This window comes from Shinella zoogloeoides (assembly GCF_022682305.1).
GTDB lineage: Bacteria > Pseudomonadota > Alphaproteobacteria > Rhizobiales > Rhizobiaceae > Shinella > Shinella zoogloeoides_B.
In genome coordinates this window covers 1,853,555-1,871,206 of sequence record NZ_CP093528.1, presented here as the reverse complement: position 1 = coordinate 1,871,206, position 17,652 = coordinate 1,853,555, and the positions used below count along the sequence as shown (strand labels likewise).

At 64.2% G+C, this 17,652-nt stretch carries 17 protein-coding genes and 1 riboswitch; of the genes, 13 read left to right on the top strand and 4 right to left on the bottom strand.

Going from position 1 to position 17,652, the window contains the following annotated elements; genetic code table 11:
• The first annotated feature begins 27 nt into the window (after positions 1–27).
• From MOE34_RS09605 to MOE34_RS09565, 9 genes are all read left to right on the top strand, one after another.
• Positions 28–1,197: a cysteine desulfurase family protein gene (locus MOE34_RS09605; RefSeq protein WP_242223202.1), complete on the top strand. Its 1,170-nt coding sequence runs from the start codon at positions 28–30 to the stop codon at positions 1,195–1,197.
• Positions 1,198–1,333: 136 nt separating this feature from the next.
• A complete protein-coding gene (gene sufB / locus MOE34_RS09600) occupies positions 1,334–2,803 on the top strand; it encodes a Fe-S cluster assembly protein SufB (RefSeq protein ID WP_242223200.1) in 1,470 nt (489 codons plus the stop codon).
• A 74-nt stretch (positions 2,804–2,877) separates the two neighbouring features.
• Positions 2,878–3,633, top strand: coding sequence for a Fe-S cluster assembly ATPase SufC (gene sufC, locus MOE34_RS09595; protein ID WP_241599137.1), 756 nt, complete (start codon positions 2,878–2,880; stop codon positions 3,631–3,633).
• A gap of 23 nt (positions 3,634–3,656) precedes the next feature.
• Positions 3,657–4,931: a Fe-S cluster assembly protein SufD gene (sufD, locus tag MOE34_RS09590; protein ID WP_242223198.1), complete on the top strand. Its 1,275-nt coding sequence runs from the start codon at positions 3,657–3,659 to the stop codon at positions 4,929–4,931.
• A gap of 15 nt (positions 4,932–4,946) precedes the next feature.
• The gene (locus MOE34_RS09585; protein ID WP_242223196.1) at positions 4,947–6,185 is read left to right on the top strand and encodes a cysteine desulfurase; all 1,239 of its coding nucleotides are present in this window, start codon (positions 4,947–4,949) and stop codon (positions 6,183–6,185) included.
• 10 nt (positions 6,186–6,195) lie between these two features.
• On the top strand, positions 6,196–6,576 hold the full coding sequence (locus MOE34_RS09580; RefSeq protein WP_242223194.1) for an SUF system Fe-S cluster assembly protein: 381 nt from the start codon (positions 6,196–6,198) through the stop codon (positions 6,574–6,576).
• A gap of 79 nt (positions 6,577–6,655) precedes the next feature.
• Positions 6,656–7,045 carry a Fe-S cluster assembly scaffold SufA gene (gene sufA, locus MOE34_RS09575; RefSeq protein ID WP_242223192.1) on the top strand — a complete coding sequence of 130 codons (390 nt, stop codon included), beginning with the start codon at positions 6,656–6,658 and terminating at the stop codon, positions 7,043–7,045.
• A gap of 199 nt (positions 7,046–7,244) precedes the next feature.
• Entirely contained in the window at positions 7,245–9,110 is a 1,866-nt protein-coding gene (locus MOE34_RS09570) for a PAS domain S-box protein (protein WP_242223190.1), read from the top strand.
• Entirely contained in the window at positions 9,094–9,501 is a 408-nt protein-coding gene (locus MOE34_RS09565; protein WP_242223188.1) for a response regulator, read from the top strand. Before MOE34_RS09570 ends, MOE34_RS09565 begins: the two co-directional genes overlap by 17 nt.
• 71 nt (positions 9,502–9,572) lie before the next feature.
• Here the strand turns inward: MOE34_RS09565 and gcvP are convergent, their stop codons facing one another.
• The 4 genes from gcvP to MOE34_RS09545 all read right to left on the bottom strand — a co-directional run bounded on the left by gcvP (position 9,573) and on the right by MOE34_RS09545 (position 14,661).
• Positions 9,573–12,443, bottom strand: a complete 2,871-nt coding sequence (gene gcvP, locus MOE34_RS09560; RefSeq protein WP_242223186.1) for an aminomethyl-transferring glycine dehydrogenase — start codon at positions 12,441–12,443, stop codon at positions 9,573–9,575.
• Positions 12,443–12,805, bottom strand: a complete 363-nt coding sequence (gene gcvH, locus MOE34_RS09555; protein ID WP_242223185.1) for a glycine cleavage system protein GcvH — start codon at positions 12,803–12,805, stop codon at positions 12,443–12,445. Before gcvH ends, gcvP begins: the two co-directional genes overlap by 1 nt.
• A gap of 39 nt (positions 12,806–12,844) precedes the next feature.
• On the bottom strand, positions 12,845–13,984 hold the full coding sequence (gene gcvT / locus MOE34_RS09550) for a glycine cleavage system aminomethyltransferase GcvT (protein WP_242223183.1): 1,140 nt from the start codon (positions 13,982–13,984) through the stop codon (positions 12,845–12,847).
• Positions 13,985–14,139: 155 nt separating this feature from the next.
• Positions 14,140–14,242: riboswitch (glycine riboswitch) on the bottom strand.
• A gap of 140 nt (positions 14,243–14,382) precedes the next feature.
• Positions 14,383–14,661: a hypothetical protein gene (locus MOE34_RS09545; RefSeq protein ID WP_242223181.1), complete on the bottom strand. Its 279-nt coding sequence runs from the start codon at positions 14,659–14,661 to the stop codon at positions 14,383–14,385.
• 211 nt (positions 14,662–14,872) lie between these two features.
• Here MOE34_RS09545 and MOE34_RS09540 point away from each other — a divergent pair, with 211 nt between their 5' ends.
• Genes MOE34_RS09540 through MOE34_RS09525 form a run of 4 tightly spaced genes read left to right on the top strand, consistent with a single transcriptional unit; the run spans position 14,873 to position 17,605 of the window.
• Positions 14,873–15,109: an Lrp/AsnC ligand binding domain-containing protein gene (locus MOE34_RS09540; protein ID WP_160784339.1), complete on the top strand. Its 237-nt coding sequence runs from the start codon at positions 14,873–14,875 to the stop codon at positions 15,107–15,109.
• Positions 15,110–15,166: 57 nt separating this feature from the next.
• Positions 15,167–16,162: an RluA family pseudouridine synthase gene (locus MOE34_RS09535; protein ID WP_242223179.1), complete on the top strand. Its 996-nt coding sequence runs from the start codon at positions 15,167–15,169 to the stop codon at positions 16,160–16,162.
• Entirely contained in the window at positions 16,162–16,827 is a 666-nt protein-coding gene (locus MOE34_RS09530) for an HAD-IA family hydrolase (RefSeq protein ID WP_242223177.1), read from the top strand. The genes MOE34_RS09535 and MOE34_RS09530 overlap by 1 nt, the downstream gene beginning before the upstream one ends.
• The gene (locus MOE34_RS09525) at positions 16,820–17,605 is read left to right on the top strand and encodes an ATP12 family chaperone protein (protein WP_242223175.1); all 786 of its coding nucleotides are present in this window, start codon (positions 16,820–16,822) and stop codon (positions 17,603–17,605) included. The genes MOE34_RS09530 and MOE34_RS09525 overlap by 8 nt, the downstream gene beginning before the upstream one ends.
• Positions 17,606–17,652: the final 47 nt, after the last annotated feature.

The window sequence follows — 17,652 nt, the reverse complement described above, 5'->3', positions numbered from 1 at the left end:
ACTTGGACCCCCGCGCACGGATAACGAATGACGAAGACGGAGCGCACATATCTCGACTGGAACGCCACCGCGCCCTTGCTGGCAGCGGCGCGCGAGGCCTTCGTCGCGGCGCTCGACATGGTCGGCAATCCGTCTTCCGTGCACGGCGAGGGCCGGGCCTTGCGCATGCTGGTGGAGGCTGCGCGGCGTGATGTCGCCGCGCTCGTCAATACGGCCCCTGCCCATGTCATCTTCACCAGTGGCGCGACCGAGGCGGCGAACCTCGTCCTGACGCCCGACTATCGCATGGGGCGCACGCCGCTTGCCATCGGCCACCTCTATGTTTCCGAGATCGAGCATCCGGCAGTTCGCGAAGGCGGCCGTTTCGTCCGCGAGAACGTGACGACTGTTCCGGTCACGCGCGCCGGTATTGTCGATATCGAGGCGCTGGAAGTCCTGCTGCAGGGCCATGACAAGGCCAGGGGCCTGCCGATGGTCGCCGTCATGCTGGCCAATAACGAGACGGGCATCGTGCAGCCCGTGAAGGCCGCCGCGGAAGTCGTACGCCGTCATGGCGGGCTTCTCGTGGTGGATGCGGTGCAGGCCGTTGGCCGCATGCCTGTCGATATCGAGGCGCTGGATGCCGACTTCTTGATCATCTCCTCGCACAAGCTGGGTGGCCCTAAGGGTGCGGGCGCGCTTGTGACGCGCGGCGAAGTGCTGATGCCGGCGCCGCTCATCCGCGGGGGCGGGCAGGAGAAGGGGCATCGTTCCGGCACGGAGAACCCGGCCGCGCTTGCCGGCTTTGCCGCTGCGGCGCGTGCGGCGGTTGCCGATATGGCTGAACGCAATACCCGGATCGCCGGTCTGCGCGACGGGCTGGAAGCGGGCATGCGGCTCGTCGCCAATGACGTCATCGTTCATGGCGCGGATGGCGAGCGTATCGCCAATACGTCCTTCTTCAGCCTGCCGGGTCTCAAGTCCGAGACGGGACAGATCGCCTTCGATCTCGAAGGTATCGCGCTTTCGGCCGGCTCCGCCTGCTCTTCCGGCAAGGTCGGACAGAGCCATGTGCTGACTGCAATGGGATTCGACGCCATGCTCGGCGGGTTGCGTGTCTCGCTCGGGGCGGGGTCCACGCAGGCCGATGTGGACCGATTTCTGGCCGCTTTCTCACGCGTCGTCTCCCGGCGACGCGTGACCGGGAACGCGGCCTGAAGGATTCTTGCGGAAACGCGAGTTTTCGCTTGCCAAAGGGTGGGAAAAGCCGCCTTTGGCGCTTACATAACCGGCGGCTGACCGCCACCCGTTAACAAGCTGCCGGACCTTGTCTCCGGCGAGATTGGAGAACGATATGCCTGCGGTGCAGGAAACGATCGATCAGGTCCGTCAGATTGACGTCGACCAGTACAAATACGGCTTCGAGACGAAGATCGAGATGGACAAGGCCCCGAAGGGTCTTTCCGAGGATATTATCCGCTTCATCTCCGCCAAGAAGGACGAGCCGGATTGGATGCTCGAATGGCGCCTCGACGCCTATCGCCGCTGGCTGACCATGGAAGAGCCCACCTGGGCGCGCGTCGATTATCCCAAGATCGATTTCAACGACCTCTACTACTATGCCGCTCCGAAGAACCAGAGCGGCCCGAAGTCGCTCGACGAGGTCGATCCCGAGCTGCTGAAGACGTATGAGAAGCTGGGCATTCCGCTGCGCGAGCAGGAAATCCTCGCTGGCGTCGAAAAGTCCAAGATCGCCGTCGATGCCGTCTTCGATTCCGTGTCTGTTGTCACGACTTTCAAGGAAGAGCTGAAGAAGGCCGGCGTGATCTTCATGTCGATCTCGGAAGCCATCCGCGAACATCCCGAACTCGTGAAGAAGTATCTCGGCTCCGTCGTTCCGGCGACCGACAATTTCTACGCCACGCTGAATACCGCCGTCTTCACCGACGGTTCCTTCGTCTTCGTACCGAAGGGCGTTCGCTGCCCGATGGAACTGTCGACCTACTTCCGTATCAACGAGAAGAACACCGGCCAGTTTGAGCGCACGCTGATCATCGCGGAAGAGGGCGCTTACGTCTCCTACCTCGAAGGCTGCACCGCGCCGCAGCGTGACGAAAACCAGCTTCACGCCGCCGTGGTCGAACTCGTCGCGCTCGACGATGCCGAGATCAAGTATTCCACCGTCCAGAACTGGTATCCGGGCGACAAGGAAGGCAAGGGCGGCATCTACAACTTCGTGACGAAGCGCGGCGATTGCCGCGGCAAGAACTCGAAGATTTCGTGGACGCAGGTGGAAACCGGCTCCGCCATCACCTGGAAGTACCCGTCCTGCATCCTGCGCGGCGATGGCTCGCGCGGCGAGTTCTACTCGATCGCCGTTTCCAACGGCCATCAGCAGATCGACTCGGGCACGAAGATGATCCATCTCGGCAAGAACACGTCGAGCCGCATCGTTTCCAAGGGCATTTCCGCGGGCTTCTCCAACAACACCTATCGCGGTCAGGTCTCGGCCCACCGCAAGGCGGAGAACGCGCGCAACTTCACCCAGTGCGACTCGCTGCTGATCGGCGACAAGTGCGGTGCGCATACCGTGCCCTATATCGAGGCGAAGAACGCCACGGCCCAGTTCGAGCACGAGGCAACCACCTCGAAGATTTCCGAAGACCAGCTGTTCTACTGCCTGCAGCGCGGCATCCCGACCGAAGCGGCGATCGCGCTGATCGTCAACGGCTTCGTCAAGGAAGTCATTCAGGAACTGCCGATGGAATTCGCCGTCGAGGCGCAGAAGCTGATCGGCATCTCGCTGGAAGGCTCGGTCGGCTGACCTTCGCCCATTGATCATCCGGGCGCGCGCAAGACGCGCGCCGCCAAACGAATTCGTCCGAAAAGGATATGTCCATGCTTGAAATCAAGAACCTGCACGCCCGCATCGCCGAAGACGGCACCGAGATCATCCGCGGCCTGAACCTCACCGTGAAGGCCGGCGAAGTCGCCGCCATCATGGGTCCGAATGGCTCCGGCAAGTCGACGCTTTCCTACATCCTTTCCGGCCGCGAGGACTATGAAGTCACCGAGGGCGACATCCTCTATAACGGCGAGAGCATCCTGGAACTCGATCCGGCAGAGCGCGCCTCCAAGGGTATCTTCCTTGCCTTCCAGTACCCGGTCGAAATCCCGGGCGTTGCCACCATGCAGTTCCTCAAGGTCGCGATGAACGAGCAGCGCAAGGCGCGCGGCGAGGGCGAGTTGACGACGCCGGACTTCATGCGCCGCGTCAAGGAAGCTGCCGCCGAACTGAAGATCGCGCCGGAAATGCTGCGCCGTCCGCTGAACGTCGGTTTCTCCGGCGGTGAGAAGAAGCGCGCCGAGATCCTGCAGATGTCGCTGCTGGAGCCGAAGCTATGCGTTCTCGACGAGACCGATTCCGGCCTCGACATCGACGCCCTCAAGATCGTCGCCGACGGCGTCAACGCGCTCCGCTCGCCGGATCGCGCCGTCATCGTCATCACGCACTACCAGCGCCTGCTCGACTACATCGTGCCGGATACGGTCCACGTTCTCTACAAGGGCCAGGTCATCAAGTCCGGCGACAAGACGCTGGCGCACGAGCTGGAAGCCAACGGCTATGCCGACATCATCGGTGCTGCCGCCTGACGGCACGGTGAAGGAGTGATCCCATGAACATGCAGACAGGCATGAAGCTTTCGGTCGCCGAGACCGCGCTTTGCGAAGCCTATGACAACGCCATCGGCGAACTGCCGGGCGACGGCGCGGTTCTGGCCGCCCGCGACACGCTGATCAGCGACTTCAAGGCCGCCGGCCTTCCGACGCGCCGCGTGGAAGCCTGGCACTATACGGACCTCAAGGCGCTCCTGCGCGCCGTTCCGGCTTTCGATCCCGCAGCTTCGGTCGCCAAGGTCGGCCCGCTGGTCGAGGGTTCGTCCGTGGTTTCGGTCGCCAACGGCCTTGCCGACGCCCGCGCGACGGCCGAAGGCGTGACGGTGCGGACTTTCAAGGACGCGCTGGTGGACGGCACCGCCGCCGCAGGGCTTGCCGCCCGTGACGGCGACGATGCCATCGGCCGCATCAACGGCGCCTTCGTGCGCGACGGTTTCGTGCTCGATCTGGCTGACGGTACCGAGCTGGAAGCCCCGCTCGAGATCCAGACGATCCAGAATGCCGGCCAGACGCATACGCGCTTCCCGGCGGCCTTCGGCGCCAATACGAAGGCGACTGTCATCGAGCGCCATGTGGCCGGCGGCGAGAATGCTGCCTTCGTGACGACGGTCAGCGACATCACGCTTGCCGACGGTGCGGAGATCACCTGGATCATCCTGCAGACACAGGGCGCTGCGGATACCCATCTCGGCCAGATCCGCATCACGCTCGGCACCGACGCGAAGCTTCGCCTTTACGTGGTCAATGCCGGCGGCAAGCTTGTCCGGCAGGAAATCCATGTGGTCGTTTCGGGCGAGGGCTCGGACCTGACGCTGCGCGGCATCAACCTGCTCGGCGGTGAGACGCACACCGACGTGACCTTCACGGTCGGTCATGACGTGCCGAACACGACGTCGAGCGAAGTCATCCGCAACGTGATCTTCGATCGCGCCCGCGGTGTCTTCCAGGGCCAGATCCGCGTTGCGCCGGATGCCCAGAAGACCGACGCCAAGATGTCGTGCAACACGCTGCTGCTCTCCGACGAAGCCGACTTCTCCGCCAAGCCGGAGCTGGAAATCTTCGCCGACGACGTGCAGTGCGGCCACGGCGCGACCGTGATCGATATCGACCACACGCAGCTCTATTACCTGATGGCGCGCGGCATTCCGGAAAACAAGGCGCGCGCCATGCTGGTCAACGCCTTCGTCGCCGAGATCGTCGAAGAGCTGGAAGACGAGCCGCTGGTCGAAGCGCTGGAAGGCATCATCGCCGCCTGGCTGGAAAAGCACGCCTAGTTTAGGACGATCGAGATGGAACACGCACCCGCACTGGCCTACGACGTCGAGGCGATCCGCAAGGATTTCCCCATCCTGTCGAAAACGCTCTATGGCAAGCCGCTGGTTTATCTCGACAACGGCGCTTCGGCGCAGAAGCCGCAGGTGGTGATCGACGCGGTCGCACATGCCTATTCCAACGAATATGCAAACGTGCACCGCGGCCTCCACTTCCTGTCGAATGCCGCCACGGACGCCTATGAGGCGGCGCGCGAAAAAGTGCGCCGTTTCCTGAATGCCTCTTCGGTCGACGAGATCGTCTTCACGAAATCCTCGACCGAGGCGATCAACACAGTCGCCTATGGCTATGGCATGCCCAAGATCGGCGAGGGCGATGAGATCGTCCTTTCGATCATGGAGCATCACTCCAACATCGTGCCGTGGCATTTCATCCGCGAGCGGCAGGGTGCGAAGCTCGTCTGGGCGCCGGTCGATGAAACGGGCGCGTTCCAGATCGAAGAGTTCGAGAAGTGCCTGACGGAGCGCACCAAGCTCATCGCCATCACGCATATGTCGAATGCGCTCGGCACCATCGTTCCGGTCAAGGAAGTCTGCCGCATTGCGCGCGAGCGTGGCATTCCGGTTCTGGTGGATGGCTCGCAGGGGGCCGTGCACATGCCGGTCGACGTGCGCGACATCGATTGCGACTGGTACGTGATGACCGGCCACAAGCTCTACGGCCCCTCGGGCATCGGCGTGCTCTACGGCAAGATGGATCGCCTCCGCGAGATGCGCCCGTTCCAGGGCGGTGGCGAGATGATCGTCGACGTGAGCGAGGATATCGTCACCTACAACGACCCGCCGCACCGCTTCGAGGCTGGCACGCCGCCCATCGTGCAGGCGATCGGCCTCGGCTATGCACTTGATTACATGGAAAAGATCGGCCGCGCGGCGATCTCCGCCCATGAGGCGGATCTGCGAGACTATGCCCATGAGCGGCTTTCGGCGATCAATTCGCTGCGCATCTTCGGCACTGCGCCGGGCAAGGGCTCCATCTTCTCCTTCGAGCTGGAAGGCATCCATGCCCATGACGTGTCGATGGTGATCGACCGGGCAGGGGTCGCGGTGCGCGCCGGCACCCATTGCGCCCAGCCGCTCTTGAAACGCTTCGGCGTCACCTCCACATGCCGGGCATCGTTCGGCCTCTACAATACGCGTGCAGAGGTCGATGCATTGGCCGATGCGCTCGACCATGCCCGCAAGTTTTTTGCCTAGGAGCAGGCCCATGTCCCTCGATGCAATGGAAGACAAGATCGACGTCCGCGACGGTATCGTTCATTCGGCGATTCCCGCCGACGAGCTGGCTCGCCTCAGCGACGACGTCATTTCCGCCCTGAAGACGGTCTACGACCCGGAAATCCCGGCTGATATCTTCGAACTCGGCCTGATCTACAAGATCGACATCGAGGACGACCGCATGGTCAAGATCGACATGACGCTGACCGCGCCCGGTTGCCCCGTCGCCGGCGAGATGCCGGGCTGGGTGGAAAATGCCGTGGGTGCAGTGGAAGGCGTTTCCGGCGTCGAGGTTAAGATGACCTTCGATCCGCCGTGGACGCCGGACCGCATGTCGGAAGAGGCGCAGGTCGCAGTCGGCTGGTATTGATCCCTTAATTCGGGAACACTAGATTCAGATTCGGAAACCATCGGGCCTTGAACCCGTCAGGTTGAAGGAGATACGGACCATGGCCTTTGCCGTCATGACACTGACCGATGCGGCGGCGAACCGCGTCAAGGCGATCGTCGACAATGCCGGCGGCGATGCCAGGGGCATCCGGGTCGGCATCAAGAAGGGCGGTTGCGCCGGAATGGAATATTCCGTCGATCTCGTGACTGAACCCAACGCCAAGGACGACCTGATCGAACTGAACGGCGCCCGCGTCTGGGTCGCGCCGGAGGCGGTGCTCTATCTGCTCGGCACGCAGATGGATTTCGAGGTGACGACGCTGCGATCGGGCTTCACCTTCCAGAATCCGAACCAGACATCCGCCTGCGGCTGCGGCGAATCGGTCGAGCTGAAGCCGGCGGACCTTGCGGCGCTCGCGGCCGCCGGCCAGCCGACGGTGCGCGCCTGATCGCGCGGGGTTTCCTTCACCGGAGCTTTTGTCTAGAGTATTTTCAGCAAAAGTGCGCAGCGGTTTTGCGTCCGGACATACGGAAAAACAAAGAGATAGAGCATTCTCGCGATTCGAGGAAAAGCGGAAACGCTTTAGTCTGCGCCGCGCGGCGCGAGACCCTGTGACGCTGCGATCGTGAGGGGGAAGGGCGCGAGCGATGACCGGCTTTGCCGAGGTGCTTTACGAGAACCTGCCCTTTCCCGTTCTCATCGTGGACGCCCAAGCCCGTGTCGTTTCCCATAATGTGGCTGCGGCCCGTACCTTCGGCTGGAACCGCGAGGACCGCGCGCCGCTTGCTCTTTCGGTGATAGACGGCGACGATCCCGCCGCTCTGCTTTCCCGCCATGCGGCGGAAGGGCGGGAGAATGCGCATGCCTTCGCCTTCCGCCATGAGAACGGATCGATTTTCGAGGCCAGTTCCCATGTCATCGCCCTGCCGGACGCACGGGACGGCGCGCGCTATGCGCTCCTGCTGCGCAGTCTCCTGAGCGGCGGCAGCCATGGTGAGCAGATTTTGCTCGGCCAGCGCATCGCTGCGGCGCTCGACACCATGACGGAGGGCTTTGCGATCTTCGACGCGGAGGAGCGTCTCGTGATGTTCAACCGCTCCTACAAGGAACGTTGCGGCCCCGCGCGCGATGCCGTGCGTGTCGGCGCCACGCTGGAAAGCATCACGCGTGCCAATATCCGCGTCGGCATGTTTCCCGGCCTCGTGGAGGGTACGCCCGAGGCCGAGGCGATGGTGCAGTCGCGCCTCCAGAGTCATCGGAACACGGGCAGCGGCGGCGCCGTCTTCGAGTTCGGCCCGGATCGCTGGATCCGGGGGGAGAGTCATATCGCCGAAACCGGCGATATCGTCGCGATGCGCGTCGACGTGTCCGAGTTGAAGCGTGCGGAGGCGGCGCTGGAGGCACGACGCCGCGAATATTTCTCCCTGTTGCAGATTCTGCCGGACATGATCCTGCGCTTCGACAGGAATCTTGTCATCCGCTTCGCCAACGACAAGTTCGCCAGCCGTGTCGGCATGCGCGCGGAGGAGGTGATCGGGCGAAGCCTTGCCGAGTTCGCCAACAACCCGGAGCAGCGGGCGCAGCTTGCCCAGGTGACGCGCTACACGCGCGAGGAGCCGGTGCGCTCGCAGGAAATCTGCACCGAGGGGCCGAACGGCGAGGAAATCTGGGTGCTGTGGACGGCGGTGGCGATCTTCGATGAGGAGGGCGTCGCCGAGGTGGTCAGCGTCGGGCGCGATATCACCGAGGCCAAGCGGCAGCAGCGGCAGGTGGAGGCGCAGACCAGCGAGCTGCGCCGCAAGAACGAGGCGCTCGACCAGTTTACCGCCACGGTCTCGCACGACCTGAAGGCCCCGCTTCGCCACCTTTCCATGTTCGCAGAGATGATCTCGGAGGATCTGCATCGCGGCGAGTTCGAGGAGCTGCCGCACTATGCCGACCACGTGCGCAAGAGCGCGGCCCGCATGCGCCGCATCATCGACAGTCTGCTGGAATTCTCGCAGATCGCCTATCGCATCGCCACGCCGAAGCCGGTCGCGCTCTCCGGCGTGGTGCGCGATGCATTGGCGCTGCTGGAGGGGCATGTCGAGGAAAGCGGCGGGCGTGTGGATATCCAGCCGCTGCCCGAGGTGCTGGGCGATCCCGAGCTTTTGAAGCGGCTCGCGCAGAACCTCATCGGCAATGCGCTGAAATATTGCCGGCCGGGCGAGGCGCCGTCGGTGCGCATCTATTCCCGGCAGGGGCTGCAGGGCATCGATCTCGTCGTGGAAGACGACGGGATCGGCATCGATCCGCAGCATGTCGGCCGGATTTTCGAGGTCTTCCAACGGCTTCACCGCGATGAGACGGTCTATCAGGGTACCGGCGTCGGCCTGGCTCTGGCGCGGCGGATCGTCGAGAGTCACAATGGCGTTATAGCGCTTGACACGAGCTATGCTCCGGGCGCACGCTTCGTGGTGACGTTTCCGCAACCCATGAAGCCGAAGGGGAGCGACCGTGGCGGGTTCGCCTAGAAAGCTGATCGTGGTCGATGACGACCCCGTGGATGTGCGTTTCGTAATGCGCGCCTTCAGCGATGCCGGCAGCCCCGTCGAGATCGTCCATGTCGCGGATGCGGATATCGCCAGCGACCGGCTGGACCGCGAAGCCTTCGATTATATCCTGCTCGACATCAACATGCCCGGCACCAGCGGCATGGATCTCCTGAAGCGTCTGCGTGGCCGTGCGCGCACGGCGGTCACGCCGGTCATCATGCTGTCGTCGTCGGCCAGTATGGTCGATGTCAGCCGAGCCTATGAGAATGGCGCCAATGCCTATGCCGTGAAACCCTCCACGCGCAGCGGCTATCGTGAATTCGCCGAGGGCTTTACCCGCTTCTGGGTGGACGTCGCCGTCTCGCCCTGATCCGTTCCCTGCCCGAAAAGGAAAAGCCCCGGCCGATAGATCGGCCGGGGCATGAGCTTTATGGCGCCGTCCTACTCGGCTGCTTCCGCATAGTCCTCGAGCGGCGGGCAGGAGCAGACGAGGTTACGGTCGCCGTAGACGTTGTCCACGCGGTTGACCGGCGACCAGTACTTGTCGACCCGGAAGGCGCCTGGCGGGTAGCAGGCCTCTTCGCGCGAATAGGGGCGATCCCATTCGCCGACGAGGTCTTCGACCGTGTGCGGCGCGTTCTTCAACGGGTTGTTGACCGGGTCCATGCGGCCTTCCTCAATGGCGCGCGCTTCCTCGCGGATCGCGAGCATCGCCTCGCAGAAGCGGTCGATCTCGGCCTTGGTCTCCGATTCCGTCGGCTCGATCATCAGCGTGCCGGCAACCGGCCAGCTCATGGTCGGAGCATGGAAGCCGCTGTCGATGAGGCGCTTGGCGACATCGTCGACCGTGACCCCGGCGCTTTCCGCCAGCGGGCGTGTGTCGATGATGCATTCATGCGCCACACGGCCCTTGGCGGACTTGTAGAGCACGTCATAGGCACCCTTGAGGCGGGCGGCGATGTAGTTGGCGTTGAGGATCGCCACCTTCGTTGCCTGCGTCAGGCCTTCGCCGCCCATCATCAGGCAGTAGCTCCACGAGATCGGCAGGATGGAGGCCGAGCCGAAGGGGGCCGCCGACACCGCGCCCGTGCCGCCGAGGCCGGGAATATCCGGATGGCCGGGCAGGTGCGGGGCAAGATGCGCCTTGACGCCGATCGGACCCATGCCGGGACCGCCGCCGCCATGCGGGATGCAGAAGGTCTTGTGCAGGTTGAGGTGCGAAACGTCGCCACCGATGTCGCCGGGGCGGGCAAGGCCCACCATGGCGTTCATGTTCGCGCCGTCCATATAGACCTGGCCGCCGTGCCTGTGCACGATCTCGCAGACCTCGCGCACGTTCTCCTCGAAGACGCCGTGCGTGGAGGGATAGGTGATCATGCAGCAGGAGAGGTTTTCCGCGTATTGCTCTGCTTTCGCACGGAAATCGTCCATGTCGATATCGCCGTTCTCCGACACTTTCACGACGACGACCTTCATGCCGGCCATCTGCGCGGAGGCCGGGTTTGTGCCATGCGCGGAGGTCGGGATGAGGCAGACGTCGCGATGCGTGTCGCCGTTGGCGAGGTGATAGGCGCGGATCGTCAGGAGGCCGGCATATTCACCCTGCGCGCCGGAATTCGGCTGCATGGAGACGGCGTCGTAGCCGGTGATGTCGCAGAGCTTCTGCGACAGGTCCTCGATGAGATACCGGTAGCCCTGCGCCTGGTCGGCCGGCACGAAGGGGTGGATCTCCGAGAATTCCGGCCAGGTGATCGGCAGCATCTCCGCCGTGGCGTTGAGCTTCATCGTGCACGAACCGAGCGGGATCATCGCGCGGTCGAGCGCAAGGTCCCGGTCGGAGAGGCGGCGAATGTAGCGCACCATCTCGCTTTCGGCGCGGTTCATATGGAAGATCGGATGCGTCAGGTATTCGCTGGTGCGCAGGAGGTCTTCCGGCAGACGGTAATCCGGCTCGAACTCGGCGATTTCGAAATCGCCGCCGAAGGCGCGCCAGACGGCTTCCAGCGTGACGGGGCGCGAACGCTCGTCGAGGCTGATGCCGATGCGGTCGTCGCCGATCTTGCGCAGGTTCACCTCTTCCGCGACGGCCGTCTTCAGGATGATGCCCTGCAGCTTGCCGACATGGACGGTAATCGTGTCGAAGAACACGTCCGGCTCGACGGTGTAGCCGAGCTTTTCGAGGCCCTTGGCGAGGCGCACGGTCTTCTGGTGAACGCTCTGCGCGATGGCTTTAAGCCCCTGCGGGCCGTGGAATACGGCATACATCGAGGCCATGACGGCGAGCAGCACCTGCGCGGTGCAGATGTTCGACGTCGCCTTCTCGCGGCGGATATGCTGTTCGCGCGTCTGGAGCGACAGGCGATAGGCGCGGTTGCCGCGGGCATCGATGGAGACGCCGACGAGGCGGCCGGGCATGGAGCGCTTGTAGGCGTCCTTGACGGCCATGTAGGCCGCATGCGGGCCACCGTAGCCGACCGGCACGCCGAAGCGCTGGGTGCAGCCGATGGCGATGTCCGCATCCATGTCGCCGGGCGATTTCAGGAGGGCGAGGGCCAGCGGATCGGCGGCGACGACGGCGATGGCGCCGGTCTGGTGCAGCCGGGCGATGAGACCCGTGAAATCACGCACATGGCCGTAGGTGCCGGGATACTGGAAGATTGCGCCGAAGACGTCGACCGGATCGAGATCGGTGAAGGGATTGCCGACGACGATGGTCCAGCCGAGCGGTTCGGAGCGGGTCTTGAGGAGCGCGATGGTCTGCGGATGGCAGTTCTCGTCAACGAAGAAGGCGGTCGCCTTGGACTTCGCCACGCGCTGGGCCATGGCCATCGCCTCGGCGGCGGCGGTTGCCTCGTCAAGGAGTGACGCATTGGCGACGTCGAGTCCGGTCAGGTCGCAGACCATGGTCTGGTAGTTGAGCAGCGCTTCCAGGCGGCCCTGGCTGATTTCCGGCTGGTAGGGCGTATAGGCCGTGTACCAGGCAGGATTTTCCAGGATGTTGCGCTGGATGACCGGCGGCGTGATCGTGCCGTAATAGCCCTGGCCGATCAGCGAGACGAGCTTCTTGTTGCGGTTGGCGGTCTCGCGCAGCTTGTCGAGCGCCTCGCGCTCGGTCATCGGCGCGCCCCATTCCAGCGGCTTCGTCTGGCGGATCGACTTGGGAACCGTGTCGTCGATCAGCGCGTCGAGGCTCGGATAGCCGATTACCTTCAGCATCGCCTCCATCTCCTTCGGCGAGGGGCCGATATGGCGACGGTTTGCGAAATCGTAGGGCTGGTAATCGGTAAAGGCAAAGTCCTTGGGAAGAGACATCAGCCGACAAGCTCCTTGTAGGCGGCCTCGTCCATCAGGCCGTCCGCGTCGGACGGGTTGGCGAGCTTCAGCTTGAAGAACCAGCCGGCGCCCTGCGGATCGCTGTTGACGAGGGAAGGATCGGCCGTGATGGCCTCGTTGACTTCGACGATCTCGCCGTCGAGCGGACAATAGACGTCGGAGGCTGCCTTCACGGATTCGACGGTGGCCGCGTCACCGCCCTTGTCGAAGGTCGCGCCGACTTCCGGCAGTTCGACGAAGACGAGGTCGCCGAGCTGTTCGGCCGCGTGCGTCGTGATGCCGACGGTCGCAACGCCGCCCTCGATCTTCAGCCACTCGTGTTCTTCAGTAAATTTCAGCATGTTTGTTCCTCTCGGTGAAGTGGTGGTCGACGGCTGGTGTCAGCGCTTGAAGGTGTTCTTGATGAAGGGCATGGCCGATACGGTGACGGGCAGGAATTTTCCACGCACGCCGGCATAGAGCTGCGTGCCGGGGGCGACGGCGGACTTGGTGACGTAGCCCATGGCCACGGGGCCATCGACATTCGGGCCGAAGCCGCCGGACGTGACCGTGCCGACGATATCCTCGCCCTCGGCATCGGTGGCGAGCACCGCGCCGGCGCGCACGGGCGCTCGGCCTTCCGCGCGAAGGCCGATGCGGCGGCGATCCGCACCGTTCTCAAGCTGCTCGAGGATGACGGATGCGCCGGGGAACCCACCCTCGCGCTCGCCGCCCTTGCGGCGCACCTTCTGGATCGCCCATTCGAGACCGCCTTCGACGGGCGTCGTGCTAGTGTCGATATCGTTGCCGTAGAGGCAGAGACCGGCTTCCAGCCGCAGCGAATCGCGTGCGCCGAGGCCGATGGGCAGCACGTCGGGATGGTCGAGCAGGCGGCGACAGACGGTTTCGGCAAGGTCCGCCGGAATGGAGATCTCGAAGCCGTCCTCGCCGGTATAGCCGGAGCGCGAGACGATGCAGTCGGCATCGTGGAGGTCGCAGGCGCGCACGTCCATGAAGCGCATGGAGGAGATGTCGGCCCACAGTTCCGCCAGAACCGTCTCGGCACGCGGCCCCTGCAGCGCGACCAGCGCGCGGTCGTCGTGCAGCGTCAGTTCGCAGACATCGCCGATCTTCGCCTGCATATAGGCGAAGTCCGCGTCCTTGCAGGCCGCGTTGACGACGACATAGAAATGGTCGCCGCGGTTGGCGATCATCAGGTCGTCGAGGATGCCACCTTCGTCATTGGTGAAGAGCGCATAGCGTTGGCGGCCTTCGCCGAGGCCGACTACGTCGACCGGCACCAGCGTTTCGAGCGCACGGGCGGCGTCGGCATTGTCGCCGGAGCGGGCGCGCACGGTGACCTGGCCCATGTGCGACACGTCGAAGAGGCCGGCGGCGGCGCGGGTGTGCAGGTGCTCCTTCATCACGCCGGCGGTATATTGCACCGGCATCTCATAGCCGGCGAACGGCACCATGCGACCGCCGAGCGATACGTTCAGCGCGTGAAGCGGGGTTTTCTTGAGTTCAGACGATCCGTCCAAAAGGCGCCCTCCAGTCCTTGGGCGCCATGGGATCCTCCGGGCGCCGGCTCACAATCAGGCGCAATTGCGCCGTTCTCCTGAGCCCCCTCTGTCCCTTCGCCTGAGATTGTTATCCCTTCGGCGAGCGTGAAAACGCTTCTCTCCAGAGTTCCGACGGCACCTTGCTGGTCCTTTTGCCTGAGAGTTTCCGGGGCGGTTGCTCCTTCGGCACCGGTTCCGCCCTTCATCAAGGCGGCCGGCTTCTCCCAGCGAGGTCGTGTCCAGATAACGGCCTTGCCCGCGCTTTGGCAAGAGGCGGCGTCGCTGCCGAACAAATTTTTGTCGTTCGCCGGAAACGGCAAAAGAAAGCCCCCGGAAAGGGGGCGAGGAAGCTGGAGGACGGCTGCTGTCGTGGAGGCTCAGGTGGTTTCGGGGGATCCGTTCTCGTCGTAGAGGCGCTGCGCCTCGGCGACGGTCACCTGAGAGGCGTCGTTCGGCGCGGTGATGAGGGCGAGGGCGAGGGCCGGCGGCATGACGACGTTGAGCCATGCGACCGTGCGCCCGTCGCCGCCGCTCCTGGCGGCGTTGCTCCAGTGCTGGATGCGCTCCTCGAACAGCGTGCTGGCGCGCGTGTTGGATTTCATCCCCTGCGATGCATAGGCGGCGGTGGCCGGCGAGACTGTCACGATCTGGGTCATGGCGCTTCATCGGGTTGCTTGGTTGATGGAATTTAACAGTTGCGCCTTTCGCGGATATGAAACGCGGCGGTTGTATTTTCATCGAATTTTAATGATCTGTCCGGATTCCGGTCGGCCTTGCCTTCAACGGCCATATTCCGCCATAAGAAGCGCAGGATGCCGCCGGAATCGCGCGGCCGATCAGCATGCCGCCAATGGCGCGGGAGGACCGATGAAGCCGATTTTCGTGCAATTGCAATGCGCTCCGGGCAAGACCTATGAGGTTGCCGACGCGCTTTACGCTACGGAACTCATTTCGGAGCTTTATTCCACCAGCGGCGATTACGACCTGCTGCTCAAGATCTATGTCGAGAGCGAGGAAGACATCGGCAAGTTCATCAACGATCATGTCGCCTCTATCCCCGGGATCGTGCGCTCGCTGACGACGCTGACCTTCCGCGCCTTCTAGGCTGTTCCCCTCTGGGCCTTCTTGCGTTAAAGCACGGCGCAACGAAAGAAGGCGAAGATGGCAGGCATCGAACACAAGCAGGTGGACAACGACGAGGCGGGCATGCGCCTCGACCGGTGGTTCAAGGTCCACTATCCGGGCCTCGGCTTCGGCCAGCTCCAGAAATTGCTGCGCTCCGGCCAGGTGCGTATCGACGGGGGCCGCGCCAAGAGCGATACGCGCGTGCAGCCCGGCCAGACGATCCGCATCCCGCCCATGGAGGTGGATGCGAAGGCGCCGAAATCCGGCCCCATCGCCGGCCGCGACCTGAAGCATTCCCCCGACGGCGAGTTGCTTGCCCGCATGCTGCTGCATGAGGACGACAAGGTGTTCGTGCTCAACAAGCCGGCCGGCATCGCCGTGCAGGGCGGTTCGGGCGTCACGCGGCATATCGACAAGATGCTGGAGGCATGGACGAGCCAGAAGGGCGAGAAGCCGCGCCTCGTGCACCGGCTCGACCGCGACACGTCGGGCGTCCTCGTCATCGCCCGCACGCGCGGCGCGGCGCAAAAGCTGACCGCCGCCTTCCGTGAGCGCGACACCAAGAAGACCTACTGGTCCGTCGTCAAGGGCGTGCCGAAGAAGCGCGAGGACAAGATCTCCACCTGGCTCGTCAAGGAGCAGACGCCGGACGGCGACCGCATGCGCATCGCCAGGCACGGCGAGGACGGCGCGGACCACGCCGTCTCCTTCTACCGGGTCGTGGAGCAGGCGGGGCAGAACTTCGCCTGGCTGGAGATGGAGCCTTACACGGGCCGCACCCACCAGCTCCGCGTTCATGCCGCCCATATCGGCCATCCGATCCTCGGCGATCCGAAATATTTCGAGGCCGACACGAACTGGAGTTTTCCGGGCGGCGTGCAGAACCGCCTGCATCTCCATGCCCGCCACATCGACATTCCGCATCCTTCCGGCGGACGCCTGCGCGTGACCGCGCCGCTGCCGCCGCATATGGTGCAGACGTGGAACCTCTTCGGCTTCGACCAGAACGCGGCTGACGGGGACGACGACTGATGCGTCTCGTTCTTTTCGATTGCGACGGCACGCTGGTCGACAGCGTGAAGCTGATCCATGAGGTGATGGCGCGCACCTTCGTCGATTTCGGCCATGCGCGGCCGGATGTTTCCGAAACCAAGGCGATCATCGGCCTGACGCTCGACATCGCCATTGCCCGCATGCAGGGCAAGCCGCATGTCGACGACGAAGCGCTGGCGATGACCGCGCATTACAAGGCGACCTATATGGGCGTGCGCGCCGAGGCCGGCTTCCAGGAGCCGCTTTTCCCCGGCATTGCCGCGATGATGGCGCGGCTGGAGCGCGAGGACGCCCTTCTTCTCGGGGCCGTTACCGGCAAGTCCCGCCGCGGCCTCGACCTCATCCGTGCGACGCACGGTTTCGACAGCACGTTCTTCGTTTCGCGCACAGCGGACGATTGCCCGTCCAAGCCGCATCCGGCGATGGTGACGGAATGCTGTAGCGAAGCGGGCATCGATGCGGCCCGGACGGTTGTCATCGGCGATGCGATTTACGATATGCAGATGGCGAAGGCGGCCGGGGCGAAGGCGATCGGCGTGTCCTGGGGCTATGCGAGCGTGCCCGAGCTGGTCGACGCCGGCGCGGACCACATCCTGCGCACGCCCGCCGACCTTCTCGAATGGCTGGAGATTTCCGATGCGTGATATCCTGAGCGATCTTTCCGATGCGATGAGCGATCCCGATCCGGTTCGCCGCGCGCAGATCCAGATGAAGCGCCCGCTGCCGAAGCGTTTCTACAAGGCCGTCTCCACCGACCGGACGGACGAAGGCTTCCGCATCCTGCTCGACGGCCGCCCCGTGCGCACGCCGGGCAAGAAGCTGCTGGCCGTGCCCGCGCAGCCGATTGCGGACCGCCTGCGCGCCGAATGGGACGGGCAGGGTGAGGAGATCGATCCGGCGAAAATGCCGGTGACGCGCCTTATCAATACGGCCATCGACGGTGTTGCGGACAATCTCGATGCGGTTTTCGAGGAGATCGTGCGGTTCTCCGGCACGGATATGCTGTGCTACCGCGCGGATTCGCCGGCCGGTCTCGTGGATCGCCAGCGCGACGGCTGGGACCCCGTCCTGCGCTGGGCGGCGGATGCCAGGGGCGCGCGTTTCATCCTTGTCGAGGGCGTGATGCACCAGGAGCAGCCCGTAGCGGCGATTGAGGCTTTCGCCGCCGCGCTGTCGGACTGGCGTGATCCGCTGGCGCTCGCCTGCGTGCATACCGTCACGACGCTGACCGGCTCGGCGCTGCTGGGGTTGGCGCTTGCCGAAGGCGTGATCGACGCCGACAAGGCCTGGTCGCTCGCCCATATCGACGAGGACTGGCAGATCGAGCATTGGGGCACGGACGAGGAGGCTTTCCGCCGCCGGGAACTGCGCCGTGAAGAGCTGGACATCGCCGCCGCCGTGCTTGCCGATATTCCGCGCTGATAACGTGCGAAAGCACTCCCTTCCGAACGGACGGAAGGGAGTGCAAA

Coding starts and splice junctions, on each gene's coding strand:
- gcvH (WP_242223185.1), bottom strand. CDS start 12,805: ATGCTGAAATTTACTGAAGAACACGAGTGGCTGAAGATCGAGGGCGGC.
- sufB (WP_242223200.1), top strand. CDS start 1,334: ATGCCTGCGGTGCAGGAAACGATCGATCAGGTCCGTCAGATTGACGTC.
- MOE34_RS09580 (WP_242223194.1), top strand. CDS start 6,196: ATGTCCCTCGATGCAATGGAAGACAAGATCGACGTCCGCGACGGTATC.
- MOE34_RS09530 (WP_242223177.1), top strand. CDS start 16,162: ATGCGTCTCGTTCTTTTCGATTGCGACGGCACGCTGGTCGACAGCGTG.
- MOE34_RS09545 (WP_242223181.1), bottom strand. CDS start 14,661: ATGACCCAGATCGTGACAGTCTCGCCGGCCACCGCCGCCTATGCATCG.
- sufC (WP_241599137.1), top strand. CDS start 2,878: ATGCTTGAAATCAAGAACCTGCACGCCCGCATCGCCGAAGACGGCACC.
- MOE34_RS09585 (WP_242223196.1), top strand. CDS start 4,947: ATGGAACACGCACCCGCACTGGCCTACGACGTCGAGGCGATCCGCAAG.
- gcvP (WP_242223186.1), bottom strand. CDS start 12,443: ATGTCTCTTCCCAAGGACTTTGCCTTTACCGATTACCAGCCCTACGAT.
- MOE34_RS09605 (WP_242223202.1), top strand. CDS start 28: ATGACGAAGACGGAGCGCACATATCTCGACTGGAACGCCACCGCGCCC.
- MOE34_RS09525 (WP_242223175.1), top strand. CDS start 16,820: ATGCGTGATATCCTGAGCGATCTTTCCGATGCGATGAGCGATCCCGAT.
- MOE34_RS09535 (WP_242223179.1), top strand. CDS start 15,167: ATGGCAGGCATCGAACACAAGCAGGTGGACAACGACGAGGCGGGCATG.
- sufA (WP_242223192.1), top strand. CDS start 6,656: ATGGCCTTTGCCGTCATGACACTGACCGATGCGGCGGCGAACCGCGTC.
- MOE34_RS09570 (WP_242223190.1), top strand. CDS start 7,245: ATGACCGGCTTTGCCGAGGTGCTTTACGAGAACCTGCCCTTTCCCGTT.
- sufD (WP_242223198.1), top strand. CDS start 3,657: ATGAACATGCAGACAGGCATGAAGCTTTCGGTCGCCGAGACCGCGCTT.
- MOE34_RS09540 (WP_160784339.1), top strand. CDS start 14,873: ATGAAGCCGATTTTCGTGCAATTGCAATGCGCTCCGGGCAAGACCTAT.